Genomic DNA, 18,693 nt, shown 5'->3' on the forward strand with positions numbered 1-18,693 from the left:
CCGGCAACCACTGCTTCCACGTGGAAGGTTTCCCTTCCGCTGCGCAAGGAGCCGGCCGCTCGCCCCGCCGATCTCGCCGTGCCGGGTCGATCTCGCCGAGCCGGGGCGGCATGACACGGCGGCGGGGCGAGGGCAGGTCGGCCGGGCGAGATCGGGTCGGCACGGCGCGCGATCCTTGCGCGGCGACATGTTTCCCGTGCGGGTGGCAACCATGTCCGTGCGCGGTGGAAGGGAAACCTCCCGCGACGCACGCAGTGGTTGCGGGTGGAAGGGAAACCTTGCGCGAGGCACGCAGTGGTTGCGGGTGGAAGGGAAACCTTCCGGGGTGCATGGATCCTGGGAGAGCACACCATCGCCCCCGAGGTCGGGCCCGCACTCCCGGCGCCCCACCCGAGGGCAGCATCCTCCTCCCCGGGGGGTGGGACCCCGGGCACGCGCGTCGGTCCGCGCCAGGACCCGACCTAGGGTGGATCGCATGACGTCCTCCACCCCGCTGCCCGAGGCGCTGCGGCGCGACTTCGGCGCCGTCCTCTTCGACATGGACGGCACGCTCATCGACTCCATCGCCGCCGTCGAGCGCAGCTGGCTGCGCTGGTGCGAGGAGCACGGCGTCGACCCGCGCCGCCTCGCGGGCTCGCACGGCGTCACCGCGCGCAACCTCATCGCCGGGCTCCTGCCCGAGGACGAGCGCGATGCCGCCCACGACCGCATCGTCGCGCTCGAGGTCGCCGACGTCGACGCGATCGAGGTCCTGCCCGGGGCGCTCGACCTCCTGACCACGCTGCGGGACGCCGGCGTCCCCGCCGCCATCGTCACCTCCTCCAGCGACCCGCTCGCCGAGGCACGCCTGGCCGCCACCGCCCTCCCCCACCCTGAGGTCGTCGTCACCGCCGACCACGTGGAGCGCGGCAAGCCGTTCCCCGACCCGTGGCTGCTCGGCGCCGAGCGGCTCGGGGTCGACCCCGCCGACTGCCTCGTCCTCGAGGACGCGGTCGCCGGCCTGCGGGCCGCGCGCGAGGCCGGCTGCGGCGGGCTCGTCGCCGTGACGACGACGATGACCCGCGCGGAGCTCGACGAGGTCGCCGACCTCGTCGTCGGCTCGATCGCCGACCTGCGGGTCGAGGTCTCCGACGGGCGCGTCCGGCTGCTCGGGGTGGCCGGTGTGGACGGGCCCTCCCCGCAGGAGGGCGGCGCCGCCTAGGGTGCATCCCGTGGATGCCGACGTCGTCGTCGTGGGTGCCGGCCTCGCCGGCCTGGTCGCCGCGTGCGAGGTCGCGGACGCCGGGGGGTCCGTCGTGCTGCTCGACCAGGAGTCGGCGGTCAACCTCGGGGGCCAGGCGTGGTGGAGCTTCGGCGGGCTGTTCCTCGTCGACAGCCCCGAGCAGCGTCGGATGGGCATCCACGACTCCCTCGACCTCGCGTGGCAGGACTGGCAGGGCAGCGCCGGCTGGGACCGGCTCACCGCACCCGACGGCTCGCCCGGGCCCGACCACTGGGGCCGCGAGTGGGCGCGCTCCTACGTCGAGTGGGCGGCGGACGGCAAGCGCGAATGGCTGCGCGAGCAGGGCGTCTCGTTCTTCCCCGTCGTCGGGTGGGCCGAGCGCGGCGACGGCACGAGTGGGGGACACGGCAACTCGGTCCCCCGCTTCCACATCCCGTGGGGCACCGGCACGGGGGTCGTCGCGCCGTTCGAGCGGCGGGTGCGCGAGCACGTCGCGGGCGGGCGCATCGTGTACCGGCCGCGCCACCGCGTCGACGAGCTCGTGACGACCGGAGGCGTCGTCACGGGCGTGCGCGGCTCGGTGCTCGTCGACGACGACGCGCCGCGCGGGGCCGCGAGCAGCCGGGAGGTCGTCGGGCCGTTCGAGTACGGCGCGCAGGCGGTGCTCGTCTCGTCCGGGGGCATCGGCGGCAACCACGACCTCGTCCGCGCCAACTGGCCGCGGCAGCTCGGCGACGCGCCGGGGACGCTCCTGACCGGCGTGCCCGCGTACGTCGACGGCCGGATGATCGGCATCACCGAGGCGGCCGGTGGGGCCGTCGTCAACCGCGACCGGATGTGGCACTACGTCGAGGGCGTCCGCAACTGGGACCCGGTCTGGCCGGGGCACGCCATCCGCATCCTGCCGGGCCCGAGCGCGCTGTGGTTCGACGCCCGCGGCGACCGGCTGCCGAGCCCCTACCTGCCGGGGTTCGACACCCTCGGCACGCTGGACCACCTGCGGCACACCGGGTTCGACCACTCCTGGTTCGTCCTCAACCGCTCGCTCGTCGGCAAGGAGTTCGCCCTGTCGGGGTCCGAGCAGAACCTCGACCTCACCGAGCGGCGCTGGCGCGACGTGCTGCGCCGCCCCGTCACGCCCGTGCCGCCGGCGGTCCGGGCGTTCCTCGACCACGGCGAGGACTGGCTGACCGCCGACACCATCGGCGGGCTCGTCGCCCGGATGAACGAGCTCGAGCCCGACACCCCCATCGACGCGGCCCACCTCGAGCGGCAGGTCGTCGAGCGCGACCGGCAGGTGGAGAACCCGTTCACGAAGGACGCCCAGGTCGCGGCCATCCGGGTCGCCCGGCGCTACCGCGGCGACCGCCTGACCAAGCGCGCCTTCCCGCCGCACCGCATCCTCGACCCCAAGTACGGGCCGCTCGTCGCCGTCCGGCTGCGGGTGCTGTCGCGCAAGACCCTCGGCGGTCTGCACACCGACCTCGCCGGGCGGGTGCTCGACCCCACCGGCGTCCCGGTGCCCGGCCTCTACGCCGCCGGGGAGGTCTCGGGCTTCGGCGGGGGCGGTGTCCACGGCTACCGGGCGCTCGAGGGCACCTTCGTCGGCGGCTGCCTGTTCAGCGGCCGACAGGCCGGCCGCGCCCTCGCCGCCGCGCTCTGACCCCATCGGCCGGCGGTCGGCCGGCGCGCCCCGGCGTCACCCCGCCGTGCGGACGGATGCCCCGAGCGCCCGCAGCGACAGCGTCGCGCAGAGGGTCCAGGTGCCGCAGAGGACGACGAGGAAGCCGGCGCCCACCACCTCCAGCGCCGGCGACCCGGTGGTCCGGCCGAGCTGGTGCGCGCCCAGCGACAGCGTGCCGACGGGGAAGGTGAGCGCCCACCACCCCGGCGTGAACGCGATGCGCGCCGCGAAGGCGCGGACCGTGACGACGAGCGCCCACGAGGCCAGCGGCGCCCCGACGGTGAGGGTCACGAGCCCGTACCCGACGGCCACCCGGTGCGCGAGCACGGCGGCCTCGGGGGTGAGCAGCCCCGCCGAGGCCGCCGACAGCGAGACGGCCGCCGCGGTCGACTGGCCGACGATGCCGAGCGGGATCCAGGCCGACGGCGCGACCGCGGGGTCGAGCGGGCTGACCCGCCAGTGGTGGTGGTAGACAACCGCGAAGACGAGCGAGCCCAGGACGAGGGCGAGCGCGAAGCACGTCCACGCGAGCAGCACGAGGAGCAACCGCGGCCCGCCGGCGCCCAGGTGCGGCACGAGGGACGCGCCCGTCGTCGCCGACACCATCGGCGGCACGACCGGCAGGCCCCACGCCGGCGACGGCGGACCCGGGTGCCCGCGGACGAGCAGCGCCGCGAAGCCGAGCGCGGTCACGAGCCCGAGGAGCGTCCCGGCCGTCCAGAGGACCGCGTCGACCACGACGGGGTCGACGAGCGAGCCGACTCCGGCAGCGGGGAGCACCGCGAGCGTCCCCGCGCCGACGGCCAGCAGGCCCATCGACACCGTGCCCCACGACGGCAGCGTCGCGAGGTCGGTCACCGACGCCCGCAGCGTGCCCGGCCGCCTCGCGCACCGGACCGCGAACGCCGCGGTCAGCCCGACGAGGGCCGTCCAGCCGAGGACGTGGACGACGAGCGCGGCGTCGTGCAGCGAACGGGCACCGCCGGCGTGCGCCTGGAGCAGCGTCGCGAGGATCCCGGTACCCATCACCGCGGGGTACCAGACGGGTCCGGGCGGCGGGAGGGGCCGGGTCGTCGTGACGGGCGTCGTGACGGGCGGCGTCGCGGCCGTGGCCGGGGTCGCCGGCGCCGGGCTCGTGGACACGTGGGCGGTCATGGTCCGAGCCTTCCCGCCCGGACGGGCCCCGGCCAGCCCTCGCGCCCCTGTCAGGTGACAGGCGTGGCCTGTGACGGGTCCGGGCGCAGCGCAGCAGCCACGAGGGTCACGAGGTCGCGCGCCGGTCCCCGGGCGGGGAGCCGGCCGCCCTGCCACACGGCGGTCAGCGCGCGGCGCAGCGCGAGCCCCGTCGTCGTGACGACGACGAGGTCCCCGGCGTCGACGAGGTGCGCCGCCGAGCGACGGCTGACGAACGCCGGCGGCCCGCCGGCGGCGACGGAGGCGAGCAGGGCGGTCGTCGTGTCGAACACCGCCTCCGGCGGGGGCGGGACGACGCCGGCCTCCTCGAGCGCGGCCTCCCAGACGCGCCGGGTGCCCGAGCCCTCCTCCCGGCTGCTCAGCGCGCGCGTCGCCAGGTCCTCGGCGACGAGGAGCCGGCGGCGGCGGGCCCAGAGGTCGTCGGGCGCGGCGACGAGGACGAGCTCGTCGACGCCCACGCCGCGGTGCCCGAGGCCCTCGAGCGGCACGGGCCCCTCGACGAACCCGAGGTCCGCCGCGCCGGAGCGCACGGCATCGACGACCGCGGCGGAGTTCGTGGCGTGCAGGGTGACGTCGGCGACCGACTCGCGGCGGGCCCGGACGAGGACGCGGGGCAGGACGGTCTCGGCGACGGTGAGGCTCGCGTGGACGCGCAGCTCGCGGGAGCGGTCGCGCCGCAGCGTCGCCAGGGCCTCGTCGAGGTCCTCGGCGCGGGCGAGGAGGTCGGCCGACCACTCGACGACGAGGCGACCGGTCGGGGTCAGCGCCGAGCCGGAGCGCCCCCGCGTCACGAGGTCGAGCCCGACGTCGGCCTCGAGGGCGCGCAGCCGCTCGGACGCCGACTGCTGCGTGATGCCGTGCGCGCGACCGGCGGCCGCGATGCCGCCCAGGCGCGCGATGTCGGCGAGCAGCCGCAGCGAGGCGAGGTCGGGTGCCATGCGCCCACCGTACGAGCGGCGGGCCGCCGGGCCCGCCGGGTGCGCCGGGAACGCGTCGCCGCGCCCGGGTCAGCGCTGCGGCTCGAGCAGCACCTTGAGGCTCGTCGGGTCCGAGCGGAGCGTCTCGAGGGCCTCGGGGTAGCCGGCGAGCGGGAACCGGTGCGTCACGAGCCCCTCGGTCCGCACCCGGCCCGAGCGCAGCAGGGCCAGCGCGCGGTCGAGGCAGTCGACCTGCGCGAACGACCCCTTGACCGTCAGCTGCCGCCGGAAGACGTCGTACGGGCGCAGCGGCACCCGGGCGTCCTCGTCGCACATCCCGTAGACGAACACGGTGCCGTTCGCGGCGGTGAGCGAGGGCAGCATCCCGACGACCGACGCCGCCCCGGTGACGTCGACCGTCACGTCGAACCCGTCGGGCTGCAGCCGGGCCAGCGTCCGCGAGGTCTCGTCGGCGTCCCGGGTCACCCGCACGACCCGGTCGACGCCGTACGCGTCGGCGAGCTCGAGCTTGAACGGCGTCGGCGCGGCGACCGTCACGCGTCCAGCCCCGCCGTGCAGGAGCAGCTGCGAGAGCAGCAGCCCGGTCGTGCCGGCCCCGACGACGAGCACGTCGGCCCCGGGCCGCAGCCCGAGGACGTCCATGCCGTGCACCGCGCAGGCCAGCGGCTCGGCGAGGACGGCGAGCTCGGGGTCGAGGTCGTCGGCCGGGTAGACCTTGTGCGCCGGGCTGAGCAGCGACTCGGCGAACCCGCCGGGCGCGTTGACGCCGAGCGAGTGGAAGTGCTCGCAGAACAGGTGGTTGCCGCGCGAGCACTCCCGGCACCGGCCGCAGGACGACGCGTTGTCGACCGCGACCCGCTGCCCGGGACGCACGTGCGTCACGCCGTCCCCGACCGAGCGCACCGTGCCGGTGGCCTCGTGCCCCGGCGTCAGCGGGAAGCCGGCGAAGAACCCGCCCTCGTGCAGGTGCAGGTCGGTGCCGCACAGCCCGGCGAGGTCGACGTCGACGACGACCTCGCCCGGGCCGGCCACCGGCCGGGGGACCGAGCGCACCTCGAGCTCGCGCGGGGCGTCGTAGACGACGGCCCGCATCATCGAGCCGTCGGAGGAGGGATCGGTGGAGGGGTCGGCGGAGGGGTCGGCGGAGGGGGCGGCGGAGGAGGCGTCGGGGCGCACGGCGTCGGGCACGCCCACCTTCCTACCGGTCCGGCGCGATCGGCGACAGGGCCCGACCACGGCTCGTAGACTCCGCGGGTGCCGACGACGCCGCCCCGACCGCGGGCCGACGGCCGGGCGGGGGGCGCGTGAACGTCGTCCTCACCGGCCTCGGCCGGGTGCTCGGCCTCCAGCTGGTCCTGCGCCTCACCGCCGGGATGCCGAGCGCCGCGGCCCGGGCGCTGCTCGCCGCGACGGTCGTCGTCGTCAACGGCGCACCGATGCTCGCCGTGGCGACCGGCGCCATCGGCTACGGCGACGTCTGGCTCTGGCTGGCGCTCGAGGTCGTGACGATCTACGTCTGGACGCTCGCCCGCGCGCTGCTCTCGCGCGACGCGGACGGCCGCAGCCGCGCCCGCTCCTTCGGCACCCTGTTCCTCGCGGTGCACTATGGCGGCTTCGCCCTCGTGCCCTTCCTCGTCGGGCTCGCCACCGTGCTGCCCGTCGCGCCGCTGCGCAGCGCGTGGCTGACGGTTCTCGTCCTCGGCGGGCTCGGGTTCGTCGCGGCCGGCTGGGCCGGCGCCGGGCGGCTGCGCGAGCGCCGCCCCCTCGGCATCGGGGACTTCGTGCGGGCCTACGCCCGGATGGCCCTCGCCTACGCTGCGCTCTTCGTGCCGCTCGTCGCTCAGGGGGTCGGCAGCAACGACGACGTCACCCGGCTGACCGCCGGCCAGGAGCGCGGCCTCGCCCTGGTCGTCCTCGTTGTCAAGCTCGTCCTCGAGCTCCTCCTCGTCCTCGCCGTCGAGCGCCGCGACGGGCGCCTGTTCCTCCTCGGCCGCCCGGTCGTCGTCACGGTGCGGAGGGCCTCGTGAGCGCCGCCGCCCCGGTGGTGCCGCTGCACCGCGAGCCCGACTTCCGCCGGTTCTGGCTGGCCCGGCAGGTCTCGACCGCGGGCACGCTCGTCACGGCGGTCGCCCTGCCGGTGCTCGTCTACCGGCTGAGCGGCAGCCCCGCGCTCACCGCGCTCGTCACCCTCGTCGAGGGCCTGCCCTACCTCCTCCTCGGCCTCGTCTCCGGGGCCATCTCCGACCGCCTCGACCGCCGCCGCGTCATGGTCGCGGCCGACGTCGCGAGCGCGCTGGCCATCGGGTCGGTGCCGCTCGCCCACGAGCTCGGTCTCCTCACCGTCGGCCACGCGCTGGTCGCCGGGTTCCTCACCCAGGCCTGCTTCGTCTTCTTCGACGGCGCCGCGTTCGGGGCGCTGCCGGCCATCGTCGGCCGCGAGCGCCTCGGCCCGGCGAACGCCGCGATCTGGGGGTTCGGCTCGCTCCTCGACCTCGGGATGCCGATGCTCGCCGGCGTCCTCCTCGCCGCCCTGCACCCGGCGCTGCTCCTCGGTGTCGACGCGCTGAGCTTCCTCGCCTCGGCCGCGGCCGTCGTCGGCATCGCCGCCCGGCTCTCGGGTGCCCGCGACCTGCCGCCGATCAGCCCTCGCGCCGTCGCCGACGAGGTGCGGGTCGGGCTGCGCTTCCTCCTCGACCACCCCGGGGTCCGCTCGCAGACGGTCATCGGCTTCCTCCAGTCGCTGTCGGGGGCCGGCTTCATGGCGCTGTCGGTGCCCTACGCCGACCGGCTGCTCGGCGTGGGCACGAGCGGCTGGCGCTTCGGGGCCGTGTTCGCGGCGTGGGGCATCGGGGGCATCGTCGCCGCGACGCTCACCCCACGGCTGCACCGGCGGTTCTCGATGCCGCGCGCCACGCTGCTCGCCCTGCCGGTGTCGGCGGCGGCCGGGCTCGTCGTCGCGACGACGTCGTCGTTCGTCGTCGCGGTCGTCGCGATGGTCGGCTGGGGCATCGCCTACCAGGCGGTCGTCCTCACCTCGATCACCTACCGCCAGCAGGCGACCCCCGAGCACCTCCTCGGCCGGGTCAACACGACCGGCCGGATGCTCTCGTTCGGTGTCGGCTGGACGAGCGGTGCGCTGGGGGCGAGCGCGGTGGCCGGTGTCCTCGGCACGCGCGGGGCGATGGTCGCCATCGTCTCGGTCGGGGTCCTGGCCGCGGTCTACGGATGGTTGTCGCCGCTGCGCACCCTGCGTGAGACGCCGGTGCCCGCGTGAGCGGCGCTGCGGCGGAGGCCGCCCCGTCGGCCGGGTGGACCCGGTGGGGGCTGCTCGGCGCCTTCGCGCTGCTCGTCGCGACGACCCAGGTGCTGTGGCTGACCTTCGCGCCGGTCACCGTGGAGTCGGCCCGGGCGCTCGGCGTCTCGGAGGGACTGGTCGGCGACCTGGCCGTCGTCAACCCGTTGCTCTTCGTCGTGCTCGCCCTCCCCGCAGGGCGGTTCGTCGACCGCTCGCTCCACCCCACCCTCACCGCGGGGGCGCTCCTCACGGCGGCCGGTGCGCTGGTCCGGCTCGTCGACCCCGGGTCCTACGGGTGGCAGCTGGCCGGGCAGCTGCTCGCGTCGGTGGCCCAGCCGCTCGTCCTCACGGCCACGACGACGCTCGCGGCCCGGGCCTTCGGGGCGCACCAGCGCACGACGGCCATCTCCGTCGGGTCGGCGGCGCAGTTCGTCGGGGTGCTGGTCGGCGCGCTCGGCGGGGCGCCGCTCGTCGCGGCCGGCGGGCTGCCGCTGCTGCTGCGAGCGCACGCCGGCCTCGCCGTCGTCGCGGCGCTCGCCGTCCTCGGGATGCTGCGCGTCGCCACGCTCGCCCCGGTCGGCGCGCGCGACAGCCACGGCCTGGCCTGGCTGCGCCACGAGCCGCTGCTCTGGCGGCTCGCCGGCCTGCTGCTCGTCGGGGTCGGCGTCTTCAACGCGCTCGCGACCTGGCTCGACCCGGTGATGGCGGGTCTCGGGCACCCGGGCAGCGGCGGGCCGCTCATCGCCGTGACGACGGTGGCCGGCGTGCTCGGGGCGGCACTGCTCCCCGGCCCGGTGGCGGCCCGGCGACGTCGCCGGGCGTTCCTCGTCGGCGCGACCGCTTGCACGGCAACGGTGTTCGCGCTGCTCGTCGTGGCCAACGCCCCGGTGGTGGCCGGCGTCCTGCTCGCGGTGCTCGGGTTCGTCCTGCTCGCCGGGCTGCCCGTGGCGCTCGAGTGGTCCGAGGCGCACGTCGGCGTCGCCCGCTCGGGCACCGCCACCGCCGTCCTGCTGCTGGCCGGAAACCTGGGCGGGGTGCTGCTCGTGCTGCTGGTCCAGCCCTTCGTCGGGGTGCCCCGGGTCGCGCTCGCCGTCATCGCGCTGGCGGCGCTCCCCGGGGCGGCGCTGGCGCTCTCGTTGCCACGCCGCGAGGAGGCGGCCTGAGCGAGCGGCCCGGGACGGGCGTCAGAGGTACTGGCCGGTGCCCTCGGCGTGGCCCTCGCCCGGGGCGGACGGCATCCCGGGCATGCCGCCCGGGCCCTGGGGGCCGTGGCCGCGACCGGGCTGCATCCCCGGCGGCAGTGCCCGCATCTGCTGCAGCTGCGCCTGGGCGGCCATCTGCTGGGCGACGAGCGCGGTCTGGATACCGTGGAAGAGGCCCTCGAGCCAGCCGACGAGCTGGGCCTGGGCGATGCGCAGCTCGGCGTCGGAGGGCTGCTCGTCCTTGAACGGCAGGGCGATCCGCTCCAGCTCGGCGACGAGCTCGGGGGCGAGTCCGTCCTTGAGCTCGGCGATCGAGCGGTCGTGGATCTCGGCGAGGCGGGCGCGGCCGCGGTCGTCGAGAGGGCTGCTGCGCACCTCCTCGAGGAGCTGCTTGACCATCGAGCCGATGCGCATCACCTTGGCCGGCTGCTCGACGAGGTCGGCCGGGTTGCGCGGGCCGTCGTCGGGGGTGCGGGCGTCGTCGTCCTGCGGGGTGCGGTCGGCGACACCCATCCCGTCGGGCGTCACGACGACGACGCGGTCGGGGTCGCCGACGACGGTCGCGGGCACCTGGCGGCGGTCGTCGTCGGACTGGTCGCTGCGGGGCTGGTCGGTCATGACCCCATCCTGCCCCGGACGGCTCGCTCCCCGTCCGCGAAGGGTACGGTGACCCGACGGCCGTTGACATCGACTCTCGATATGCATATCGTCTGTCGATAACAGATCGACAGTCGATGTGAAGGAGCCCGCCATGGCCGGTCGTCCCAGCCTCTCCTCGAACCTCTGGCGGTTCGACCGGTCGGACCGGTGGGGCCTGACCGCCCTGCTCGTCCTCGTGACGGCCGCCGCTGCGCTCGCCGGCGTCGTCGGACCGGTGCTCGACTGGGTCGCGGGCGAGCCGCTGGCCGTCGGCACCGTCGGCCCGGTCGTCGTGCCGACCCTCGATGCCGTGGGGACGCGGTACGGCGACGGCGAGTACGACGTGCTGCTCACGGGTGCCGGGGTCGGGCAGCGCCTGCTCGACCTGCTGCCCGGGGTCGCGCTCACCGTGCTCGTCGCGGTCGGCTGCCTCCTCGTCCAACGGCTGATGCGGGGGGTGGCCGCCGGTGACGCCTTCGACCCGAGGAACGTCTCCCGGCTGCGGGGCCTCGCCCTCCTGCTCGCGCTCGGGGTGCCGGTCGTGTGGTTCGCCCGGGTGACCACCGACCTCGCGCTGCTCTCGGGTGCGGACCTCGGCACCGGCGGACCGGGGGCGCTCGTCGAGGTCCCCTGGCTGCCGATGCTCGGCGGCATGGTGCTCGCCCTCGTCGCAGAGGCGTTCCGGGCGGGCACGCAGCTGCGTGACGATGTCGAGGGCCTCGTCTGATGCCGGTCGAGGAACCGCACCGCGTCGTCTGCCACCTCGACCGGCTGCTCGAGGAACGGGGGATGACCCTCGCCGCGCTCGCCGAGGCCGTCGGCGTGACCGTCGTCAACCTCTCGGTCCTCAAGAACGACCGCGCCAAGGCCATCCGGTTCAGCACGCTGACCGCCGTCTGCGACGTCCTGGGCTGCCAGCCCGGTGACGTGCTCTCGGTCGAGCCGGCCTGACGGCGCGCCTCAGCCCACCGGGGCCGCCGTGACCACGACGTTGTCGCGGTGGGCCCGCAGCTCGGGGAGGTACTCGCCGCCGCAGGTGATGAGCACGAGCCGTGGGGCGCCGTCCCGGGCGAAGATCTCGTCGACGGGAAGGGCCTTCTTGCGCACCGACTCCCGGCCGGTGACCTCGTAGGTGTGCTCCACGCCGTCGGCGTCGGTGACCTCGACGCGCATCCCCTCCCGAGCCCCGGCGAGCGGGGCGAGCGCGCCCGGCCCGTCCTCGCGGGTAGCGACGTGGCCGGCGATGACGGTGTGGCCCTCGGGTGTCGCGGGCGCGGCGCCGTAGCGGTACCAGCCGACGCTCGTCGGGGCCGCGGGGATGACCATGGCGCCGTCGTCCTGGACCCCGACCGGCCGGACGTCCGCCGCGACCCCGAGGCCGGGGATGCGCAGCCGGACCGGCGGGGCGGCGCGGTCGCCGGAGCGCGCCGACTCCGGGTCGGCGGCGCGGGCGGTGGCCCGGAGCGACGGGGTGGGGGCGGGGCCGGTGGTGGGGGAGGTCGCGGGCGAGGCCGACGGGCTCGTCGCGGGTCGCAGCGCGGCGAGGCCGTCCCCCTCGACGTCGGCCGGCGCGGTGACGACACGGACGGCGAGGGTGACGACACAGGCGAGCGCGACCAGTGCGGCGAGCACGGCGCCGAGGCGCCAGCCGCGGCCGGAGGGCGAGCCGGACATCGACGACTCCTGGGTCGGGGGTTGTCACGGACGGGCGGGCGGCGCCGGGTGCGGCGCCGCCCGCCGTGGGGTCGACCGTGCGGTCAGACGCGGCTGCGACGGGCGCGCGGACCCATCCCGACCGCGGCGAGGGTGGCGAGACCAGCGGCGCCGAGCAGCAGCGCCGGGGTGCTGTCGGCCGGCAGCTCGGCGGTGCCCGACGGGACGCCGGACGGCGAGGAGTGCAGGCCGCCGATCGTCTGGACCGCGAGGGCGAGGTTGTCGTCCTCGGCCGAGCCCCAGGCGTAGACGATGGTCGAGGTGCCCTCGGCCACGTCGACGTCGGCCGGGCCGATGACCGGGTCGGTCGTGCCCGCGAGGGCGACGGCCGCCGAGACGGTGCCGGCCGGGAGGTCGGCGCTGTCCTCGTTCGGGTTGGTCAGGCCGCTGAACACGGCCTCGCCCCCGGCGAGCACGTCGACGGCCGGGGCGGCGGCGGTGTGCCGCACGACGAGACGGCCCTGGCCCGCGGCGACGGGGTCGACGTCGTTGACGAAGGGGGTCAGGGTCGGGTTGCCGTCGGCGTCGAGGTGGGCGACGACGCTGATGTTGGCGCCGGCGGGGACCTCGACGTCCGTGGCCTCGATGGCCGGGTCGCCGCTCGGGTCGTCGCCGGCGGGGAAGACCGCGAGGTTGTAGGTGCCGGCGGGGAGCTTCACCGGGTCGGTGACCGTGCCCGGCTCGAAGTCCTCGAGGAGGGCCTCGTCGGCGCTGTACGTCGTGTCGGCGCTGCCGTACACGTCGACCGTGAGGTCGGGGACCCCGTGCACGACGACGACGCTGGCGTCGTCCGCGGCGTGGGCCGGGGTCGTGAGGGCGAGGGGGAGCGCGGCGACCGCGACGACGGCGGTGGCGGCGAGGGCTCGACGCATGACGTTCCTTCCGGAGAGGGGTAGTGACACCCCCTCTTCCACCGACACCCCGTCGACGGATGCACCTCGTCGAGAGTTCGTCGAACCCGCCCGGTCACCGAGCCCCCCGGCCGCCACCCGAGTCACGTGCGTATCGGGTCGCCCGACACGACCGCGCTGTACCCGAGAACGGTTGTCGGGTGGAGCGCAGCGGTATCGGGTCACCCGATACGCGTGGGGTCAGGCGGCGGCGGGGGAGGGCGTCGCGGGCGGGGTGGCGGCCGGCGGGGGCGGGGTGGCACGGCGCAGGAGCGGCTGCCCGAACACCGCGAGCAGGGCTGCGAGGACGCCCGCGGTGACCGTGACGGCGAAGGCGCCGGTGTGGCCGTGGACGTCGGCGACCCGCCCCGCGACGGCGGACCCGATCGCGTAGCCGAGCCCGGTCGTCGAGGCGAGCAGGGTCATCGCCGCCCCGATGCGGGCGGGCGGCACGGCGCGCTCGCCGAGCATGAAGACGCTGATCATGTACGGCGCGATGACGAAGCCGAGGACGAGGACGACGAGGAAGAGCCGCGGCACCGAGTCGGTGAGGAGCAGCGGCGCGCTGAGCACCGCGAGGCCGGTCGCCGCGACGAGCACGCGCGAGGGGACGGTGAAGCGCGTCGGGAGGCCGGCGACCGCGAGCCCGGCGATGACCGACCCGACGCCGAGCGTCGCGTGGACCAGGCCGGCGAGCCCCGGCTGGCCGGCGAGCGTCGTCAGCACCGTCGTGCCCGTCTGCACCGACCCGAAGACGACCCCGATGAGCAGCTGCGCGAGCAGGAGCACGACGAACGTCGCGGTGACGAGGCGGCCTGCGAGGCCGGCCGCGGGCCGGTGCGCGTGGGTCAGGGCGGCGGTGGGGTGCACCGCGAACGCCGTGCCGAAGCCGAGGAGCAGCAGCGCCGCGACGACGAGCGCCACCGACGGGCTGGCGAGCACCGCGAGGACGCCGATGAGCGCCGGGCCCATGACGAAGGACGCCTCGCCGGCGGCCCCCTCGTACGAGAAGGCGGTCTCCATGAGCCGCGGCTGCTGCGCGCCCTGGTGCCGGGTGAGGGGGCGCCACCGGACACGGGCCAGCGGTCCGACCTGCGGCATGAGCAGCCCGGCGAGCGCGGCCGACGCGACGACGAGCCCGGGGACGGCGCCGCCGTGGGCGAGGGCCACGAGGAGCAGCAGCCCGGCGCCGCCGGCGAGGGACTGGACGAGCACGACGGGACGCTGGCCGATCCGGTCGGCGAGCGAGCCGGCGACCGGGGCGCCGACGGCGTTGGCCACGGCGAGCCCGCCGGCCGCGGCGCCGCCGAGGCCGTAGGAGCCGGTCGTCCCGGAGACGAGGAGGAGGGTGCCCATCTGGCTCATCGCGAGGGGCAGGCGCCCGACGAACGCGACGAGGACGTAGAGGGGGCCGGCGAGCGAGAACAGGCGCCGGTAGCTGGCGATGGGTGACACGGGGGTTCTGCCTTCGAGGGGTCCTGCGCCCGGACCCGTGCGTGGGTAGGGCGGAGCGGGTGTGCGCCGAACCCGCCTCCAACGGCGCACGAGGACCCTGTGCAACGCACGATTCTACCGCCTCGCGCACGATGCCCCCGCCCGCCGCCGGAGAGGCGCGGGCGGGGGCGTCCCCCTGCCAGGGGTGTGTGGCTCAGGTCGCCCGGCGGGTGACCTGGGGAGCCCGGCGGATGCCGGCCGCGGCGAGCAGGGCCGCGAGGACGGGGACGAGCAGCCCGACCGTCGCGAGGTCCGCCCACGGGATGACGAGGACGCTCTGGCCGTCGCGCGAGGCCTGGGTCAGCGGGTCCCAGCCGACCGCCGTCAGCGGTCGGGCGATGGCGATGCCCGGCACGAGCCCGACCGCGACCCCGAGGGCGCAGCCGACCGCGGCGAGGACGAAGGCCTCGGCCGCCGCCATGACCCGCCGGGTGCCGCGCGTCGCGCCGAGGGCGGCGAGCGTCGCCTGGTCGGTCTGCTGCTCGGCCAGCGTCAGCGCCGTCGACGTGAGGACGACGACGAGGATGAGCAGGCCGAAGACCGCGAGGAGGATGGCGACGACCATCCGGTCCTCGCGCTGGAAGCCGTCCTCGCGCTGGACGCCGACCTCGTCGCCGAGGCGCTCGGCCAGCCGGTCGACGGTCGCGTCGGGCACGGCGCTGCCGTCGGCCTCGCGCACGGTCCACGACGGCGTCGTCATGTCCCAGCCGCGCGTGAGCGGGGTGCCGGCGGCGACGGCCATCGACGCCCCGAGCAGCCGCCCCGCCGACTCCTTGGTCAGCGGCAGGCGCACGGCCGGGACCTGCGCGTCGGAGGTGACCGTGGCCCGCGGCGCCTGCACCGTCTCGGCCTGGGGGTCGACGCGGTAGGTGCCCTGCGCGACCCGGACCGTGCCACCGGACCCGCCGAGGAGGACGACGGCGCCGTCCCGGACCTGGGCGGCCGCGGCGCCGGTCACCCCCGTGCGGCGCACGAGCTCGTCGGCCGGGAGGGTGAGGACGGTGCCCGAGCCGTTGGCCAGCGAGCCGGCCACGGAGCACTGCGGGCCCTTCGCCGAGTCGGTGAGGTAGCCGAGGGTGTCGGTCACCTCGCACCCGGCCGGCACGACGCTGACGAAGCGGGCGTCGTAGGGCTCGGTCGGCGGGACCTCCTGCATCTGCTGGGTGTCGCCGACGTAGACGGGGTTGGCCGCGACCACGGCGCCGGGTGCGGCCGACCGGATCGCGTCTGCCGTCAGGGGGGTCTCGCTGTAGGCGCTGACGACGACCTCGCCGGGGATGGTCGTCGGCAGGTACTCCATCCGCCGCTGCTCGGTGTCGCTCTCGAGTCCGATGAGCCCGAACGTCAGGCCCGCGACGACCGCGAGGACGGCGGCGACGGACGGCGCGCTGCGGGCGCGGTGCCGGGCGAGGTCGCGCGCGGCCATCCGCAGCGACGTCGGCAGGTGCGTGCCGAGCCGGCCGACGCCCGCGAGGACGACGGGCACGAGCAGCAGCGAGCCGACGATGAGGACGAACGCGCCGACGACGACGAGCGTCTCGCCCGACCCGGCGAACAGGTTGCCCGTGATCCCGGAGAGGTCGACGACGCCGGTGCCGCCGAGGGTCAGCACCCCGCCGACGAGCGCGAGGACGACTCCGAGGCCGAGGACGACGAGGCTGGGGCGCGGCGAGACGCTCTGCCCGCGCATCACGCCGACGATGTCGAGCCGGCCGAGCCGGCGGGCCGGCACGAGCGCGGCCACGAAGGTCGAGGCGACCGCGCAGGCCGCGACGCCGGCGAGCATCCCCCAGCGGACGTCGAACGGGCCGCCGAACGGCGGGTAGGCCTGGTCCGCGGTCGCGGCCCGCACGAGCCAGGCCCCGCCGACGCCCAGACCGACCCCGGCCACGGCGCTGACCGCCCCGAGGACGAGGGCCTGCGCGAGGACCGTCCGGCGCAGCACCGGCGTGTGCGCGCCGTTGCTCGCGGCGAGGGCGAGGGTCCGGCGCTGGCGGGTCGCGCTCACCGCGAACGCCGGTCCGACGAGCAGGGTCGTCGAGACGAGCAGCATGACGGCGGCGAGACCGACCAGGAGACCCATCCGCTGGGTCTCGTCGCCGGCCTGCGCCTGCAGCTCGGCGGGGTAGGCGCTCTCGGCCGGCGGGTGGAGCAGCGCGTCGGCGGAGGTGACGCGGAAGCCGTACTCACCGAGGGTGCGCACCTCCGGCCAGGTGACGGGGTCCGTGCCGAGGACGATCCAACCGCCGTTGCCGACGGCGGCCGCCGGCACGAGCGGCGCGGCGGTGACGAGGGCGGGCTGCGAGTAGAGGTCCTGGGCCCGGGCGACGCCGACGACCGTGACCGTCCGCGTCGTGCCCTCGACCGTCACCTCGAACGAGCCCTGCTGCGGCACACCGCGGCTGATGGCCACCGGGGTGACGAGGACCTCGGCCGGGGTGGCCGGGTCGGACGACGGCGCGGCCGGCCAGCGGCCGGACACGAGCTCGAGCTTCTCGCCGAGCCCGACCGCGCCGTCGAGCGAGAGCCCGTCGAGGGAGAGGCGGCGCTCGCCGAGGGTGGTGCGGGCCGACCACCGCTCGAACGGGGTGACGGGGGCGTCGACCAGGCGCGACACGGCGTCGGCGTTCGCGAAGGTCGAGGCCTCCCGGTCGAAGCCGGGGACGGGCCGGGCGTCCTGGTCGACCGACGAGAAGCCGGCGCCGGGGTCGGGCAGCTGGACGGTGCGGCTGACGTCGGGCCACTCGAGGAGGGCCTGCCCGGTGCCGACCGTCTGCGGGATGCGCTCGGCGCCGTTGACGTCGGAGGTGTAGGCCAGCGTGACGACGGCCGAGAGGAGCAGCGTCGGCAGGAGCACCATGACGACGACGAGCGCGCTGCGACCGCGGTGCCGGCGGACGTCGCGGCGGGCCATCCGCAGGGCGACGGCCCACGACGAGCGCCACTGGGCGAGGCGGCCGGGGTCGCCGGGCTCCGGTGCGCCCGAGCCGGACCCGTCGGTGTCCGGGCGCGAGGGGGCGAGCGTGCTCATCGCGCGCTGCCGCCGGTCAGCAGGTCCTCGGCGACGTCGGCGCCGCCCGTGGAGTCGACGACACGGCCGTCCCGGAGGAAGACGACGCGGTCGGCCCAGGCGGCGTGCCGCGCCTCGTGGGTGACGAGCAGCCCGGCGACGCCGTCGTCGCAGCGCTCGCGCAGGACCCGCAGCACGTCCTCGCCGGTGTGGCTGTCGAGGGCGCCGGTCGGCTCGTCGGCGAGCACGAAGCGGCGGCTGCCGACGAGGGCACGGGCGATGGCGACGCGCTGCTGCTGGCCGCCGGACATCTGGTCCGGGTAGCGGTCCGAAAGGGCCATGAGGTCCATGAGGTCGAGGGTCCGGCGGGCCTGCCGGCGCGCCTGGCGGGCACGGACGCCGTCGAGCTCGAGCGGCAGCGCGACGTTCTCGGCGGCCGTGAGGCTCGGGATGAGGTTGTAGTCCTGGAAGACGAAGCCCATCCGGCGCCGGCGCAGCCGCGCGAGGTCGCGGGGGGCGAGGCCCCCGATCTCCTCGCCGCCGATGCTCACGGTGCCCGACGTCGGGCGGTCCAGGCCGCCGGCGACGTTGAGCAGCGTCGACTTGCCCGAGCCGCTCGGGCCCATGACGGCGACGAGCTCGCCGGCGTGGATGTCGAGCGAGACGTGGTCGAGTGCGACGACACGCGTCTCGGCCTCGCCGTGGACGCGGGTGACGTCGGAGATGACGACGTGCGGTGCGGTCATGCGTGGGTCCCCTCCCGGTGGGCCGGCACCTCGCCGGCGGAGTCGTGGCCGGCGCGGCGGGAGCCGGCCGGGGTCCTGCGGGCGTGCCGGGCGAGGGCGGACTCGACGTGGTCGAGCCAGCGCACCTCTGCCTCGGCCGCGAAGACGAGGTGCTCGAGGACGAGCAGCCAGGCGAGCCCGTGCTCGCCGCCGCCGCCGTCCGCGCCGTCCCGGACGCCCTCGCCCGACCCCTCCGCCCGGTCGAGGGCGTCCCGCTTGAGGCGGGTCAGGTCGCGCAGGTGCCGCAGGGTCGCGGTGCGCTGGCCCTGGACGACCGCCGCGACGTCGACCCCGGGGGCGGTGACGGCGAGGGCGAGCTTGATGGTCAGCTCGTCCCGCGGGGTGCTCGTGCGGTCGACCGGGGTGGTCCACCAGGCGTCGAGCTCGGCGCGGCCGGCGGCCGTCAGCCGGTAGCTGATCCGGCCCTCGGCGTCGGCCTCGCCGGCCTGCTCGACGAGGCCGTCGCGCACGAGCCGCTCGATCGTCGTGTAGACCTGCCCGACGTTGAGCGGCCAGGTGCCGCCGGTGCGCTCCTCGAAGTCGCTGCGCAGCCGGGCGCCGTAGGAGTCGCCCTCGGCGAGCAGGGCCATGAGTCCGAGCCGGACCGACATCCGACGCCTCCTTCGT

The 18,693-nt window shown here is 76.4% G+C and carries 17 protein-coding genes; 7 read left to right on the top strand and 10 right to left on the bottom strand.

The features are described 5' to 3' along the window. Nucleotides 1-475 precede the first annotated feature (475 nt). Both IG69_RS0101025 and IG69_RS0101030 read left to right on the top strand, forming a co-directional pair. Nucleotides 476-1,201 (top strand): HAD-IA family hydrolase, encoded by a 726-nt coding sequence (locus tag IG69_RS0101025; RefSeq protein WP_051749979.1) that lies wholly within the window; start codon nt 476-478, stop codon nt 1,199-1,201. Nucleotides 1,202-1,211: 10 nt separating this feature from the next. Further along, complete coding sequence (locus IG69_RS0101030) at nt 1,212-2,885, top strand: FAD-binding dehydrogenase (protein ID WP_030526328.1); 1,674 nt, start codon at nt 1,212-1,214, stop codon at nt 2,883-2,885. Nucleotides 2,886-2,921: 36 nt separating this feature from the next. On the opposite strand, the gene IG69_RS0101035 is transcribed toward IG69_RS0101030, so the two are convergent. The 3 genes from IG69_RS0101035 to IG69_RS0101045 all read right to left on the bottom strand — a co-directional run bounded on the left by IG69_RS0101035 (nt 2,922) and on the right by IG69_RS0101045 (nt 6,226). Continuing rightward, complete coding sequence (locus IG69_RS0101035) at nt 2,922-4,061, bottom strand: TDT family transporter (protein ID WP_084696512.1); 1,140 nt, start codon at nt 4,059-4,061, stop codon at nt 2,922-2,924. 50 nt (nt 4,062-4,111) lie between these two features. Further along, on the bottom strand, nt 4,112-5,038 hold the full coding sequence (locus tag IG69_RS0101040; protein ID WP_030526330.1) for a LysR family transcriptional regulator: 927 nt from the start codon (nt 5,036-5,038) through the stop codon (nt 4,112-4,114). 69 nt (nt 5,039-5,107) lie between these two features. Continuing rightward, a complete protein-coding gene (locus IG69_RS0101045; protein ID WP_211250944.1) occupies nt 5,108-6,226 on the bottom strand; it encodes a zinc-dependent alcohol dehydrogenase family protein in 1,119 nt (372 codons plus the stop codon). Between the two features lie 116 nt (nt 6,227-6,342). Between IG69_RS0101045 and IG69_RS22410 the strand changes: the two genes are divergently transcribed. Genes IG69_RS22410 through IG69_RS0101060 form a run of 3 tightly spaced genes read left to right on the top strand, consistent with a single transcriptional unit; the run spans nt 6,343 to nt 9,496 of the window. Continuing rightward, nucleotides 6,343-7,065, top strand: a complete 723-nt coding sequence (locus IG69_RS22410) for a DUF6498-containing protein (protein WP_030526332.1) — start codon at nt 6,343-6,345, stop codon at nt 7,063-7,065. Continuing rightward, nucleotides 7,062-8,312: an MFS transporter gene (locus tag IG69_RS22415; RefSeq protein ID WP_051749980.1), complete on the top strand. Its 1,251-nt coding sequence runs from the start codon at nt 7,062-7,064 to the stop codon at nt 8,310-8,312. Before IG69_RS22410 ends, IG69_RS22415 begins: the two co-directional genes overlap by 4 nt. Then, on the top strand, nt 8,309-9,496 hold the full coding sequence (locus IG69_RS0101060; RefSeq protein WP_051749981.1) for an MFS transporter: 1,188 nt from the start codon (nt 8,309-8,311) through the stop codon (nt 9,494-9,496). The genes IG69_RS22415 and IG69_RS0101060 overlap by 4 nt, the downstream gene beginning before the upstream one ends. A 21-nt stretch (nt 9,497-9,517) precedes the next feature. On the opposite strand, the gene IG69_RS0101065 is transcribed toward IG69_RS0101060, so the two are convergent. Further along, nucleotides 9,518-10,153 carry a bacterial proteasome activator family protein gene (locus IG69_RS0101065; protein WP_030526335.1) on the bottom strand — a complete coding sequence of 212 codons (636 nt, stop codon included), beginning with the start codon at nt 10,151-10,153 and terminating at the stop codon, nt 9,518-9,520. Nucleotides 10,154-10,286: 133 nt separating this feature from the next. Here IG69_RS0101065 and IG69_RS20720 point away from each other — a divergent pair, with 133 nt between their 5' ends. Next, a complete protein-coding gene (locus IG69_RS20720) occupies nt 10,287-10,901 on the top strand; it encodes a DUF2975 domain-containing protein (RefSeq protein WP_051749982.1) in 615 nt (204 codons plus the stop codon). After that, on the top strand, nt 10,901-11,125 hold the full coding sequence (locus tag IG69_RS0101075; protein ID WP_030526337.1) for a helix-turn-helix domain-containing protein: 225 nt from the start codon (nt 10,901-10,903) through the stop codon (nt 11,123-11,125). The genes IG69_RS20720 and IG69_RS0101075 overlap by 1 nt, the downstream gene beginning before the upstream one ends. 9 nt (nt 11,126-11,134) lie before the next feature. Here the strand turns inward: IG69_RS0101075 and IG69_RS0101080 are convergent, their stop codons facing one another. From IG69_RS0101080 to IG69_RS0101105, 6 genes are all read right to left on the bottom strand, one after another. Next, nucleotides 11,135-11,848, bottom strand: coding sequence for a class F sortase (locus IG69_RS0101080; protein ID WP_051749983.1), 714 nt, complete (start codon nt 11,846-11,848; stop codon nt 11,135-11,137). 83 nt (nt 11,849-11,931) lie between these two features. Further along, the gene (locus IG69_RS0101085; RefSeq protein ID WP_030526339.1) at nt 11,932-12,759 is read right to left on the bottom strand and encodes a DUF4397 domain-containing protein; all 828 of its coding nucleotides are present in this window, start codon (nt 12,757-12,759) and stop codon (nt 11,932-11,934) included. Nucleotides 12,760-12,978: 219 nt separating this feature from the next. Beyond that, nucleotides 12,979-14,232, bottom strand: coding sequence for an MFS transporter (locus IG69_RS0101090; RefSeq protein WP_030526340.1), 1,254 nt, complete (start codon nt 14,230-14,232; stop codon nt 12,979-12,981). Nucleotides 14,233-14,425: 193 nt separating this feature from the next. Continuing rightward, complete coding sequence (locus tag IG69_RS0101095; protein WP_030526341.1) at nt 14,426-17,302, bottom strand: ABC transporter permease; 2,877 nt, start codon at nt 17,300-17,302, stop codon at nt 14,426-14,428. Next, nucleotides 17,299-18,027, bottom strand: coding sequence for an ABC transporter ATP-binding protein (locus IG69_RS0101100; protein WP_030526342.1), 729 nt, complete (start codon nt 18,025-18,027; stop codon nt 17,299-17,301). Before IG69_RS0101100 ends, IG69_RS0101095 begins: the two co-directional genes overlap by 4 nt. Then, on the bottom strand, nt 18,024-18,677 hold the full coding sequence (locus tag IG69_RS0101105; protein WP_030526343.1) for a PadR family transcriptional regulator: 654 nt from the start codon (nt 18,675-18,677) through the stop codon (nt 18,024-18,026). Before IG69_RS0101105 ends, IG69_RS0101100 begins: the two co-directional genes overlap by 4 nt. Nucleotides 18,678-18,693: the final 16 nt, after the last annotated feature.

The sequence above is a fragment of the Phycicoccus jejuensis genome, from assembly GCF_000720925.1.
GTDB classification, from domain to species: domain Bacteria; phylum Actinomycetota; class Actinomycetes; order Actinomycetales; family Dermatophilaceae; genus Phycicoccus; species Phycicoccus jejuensis.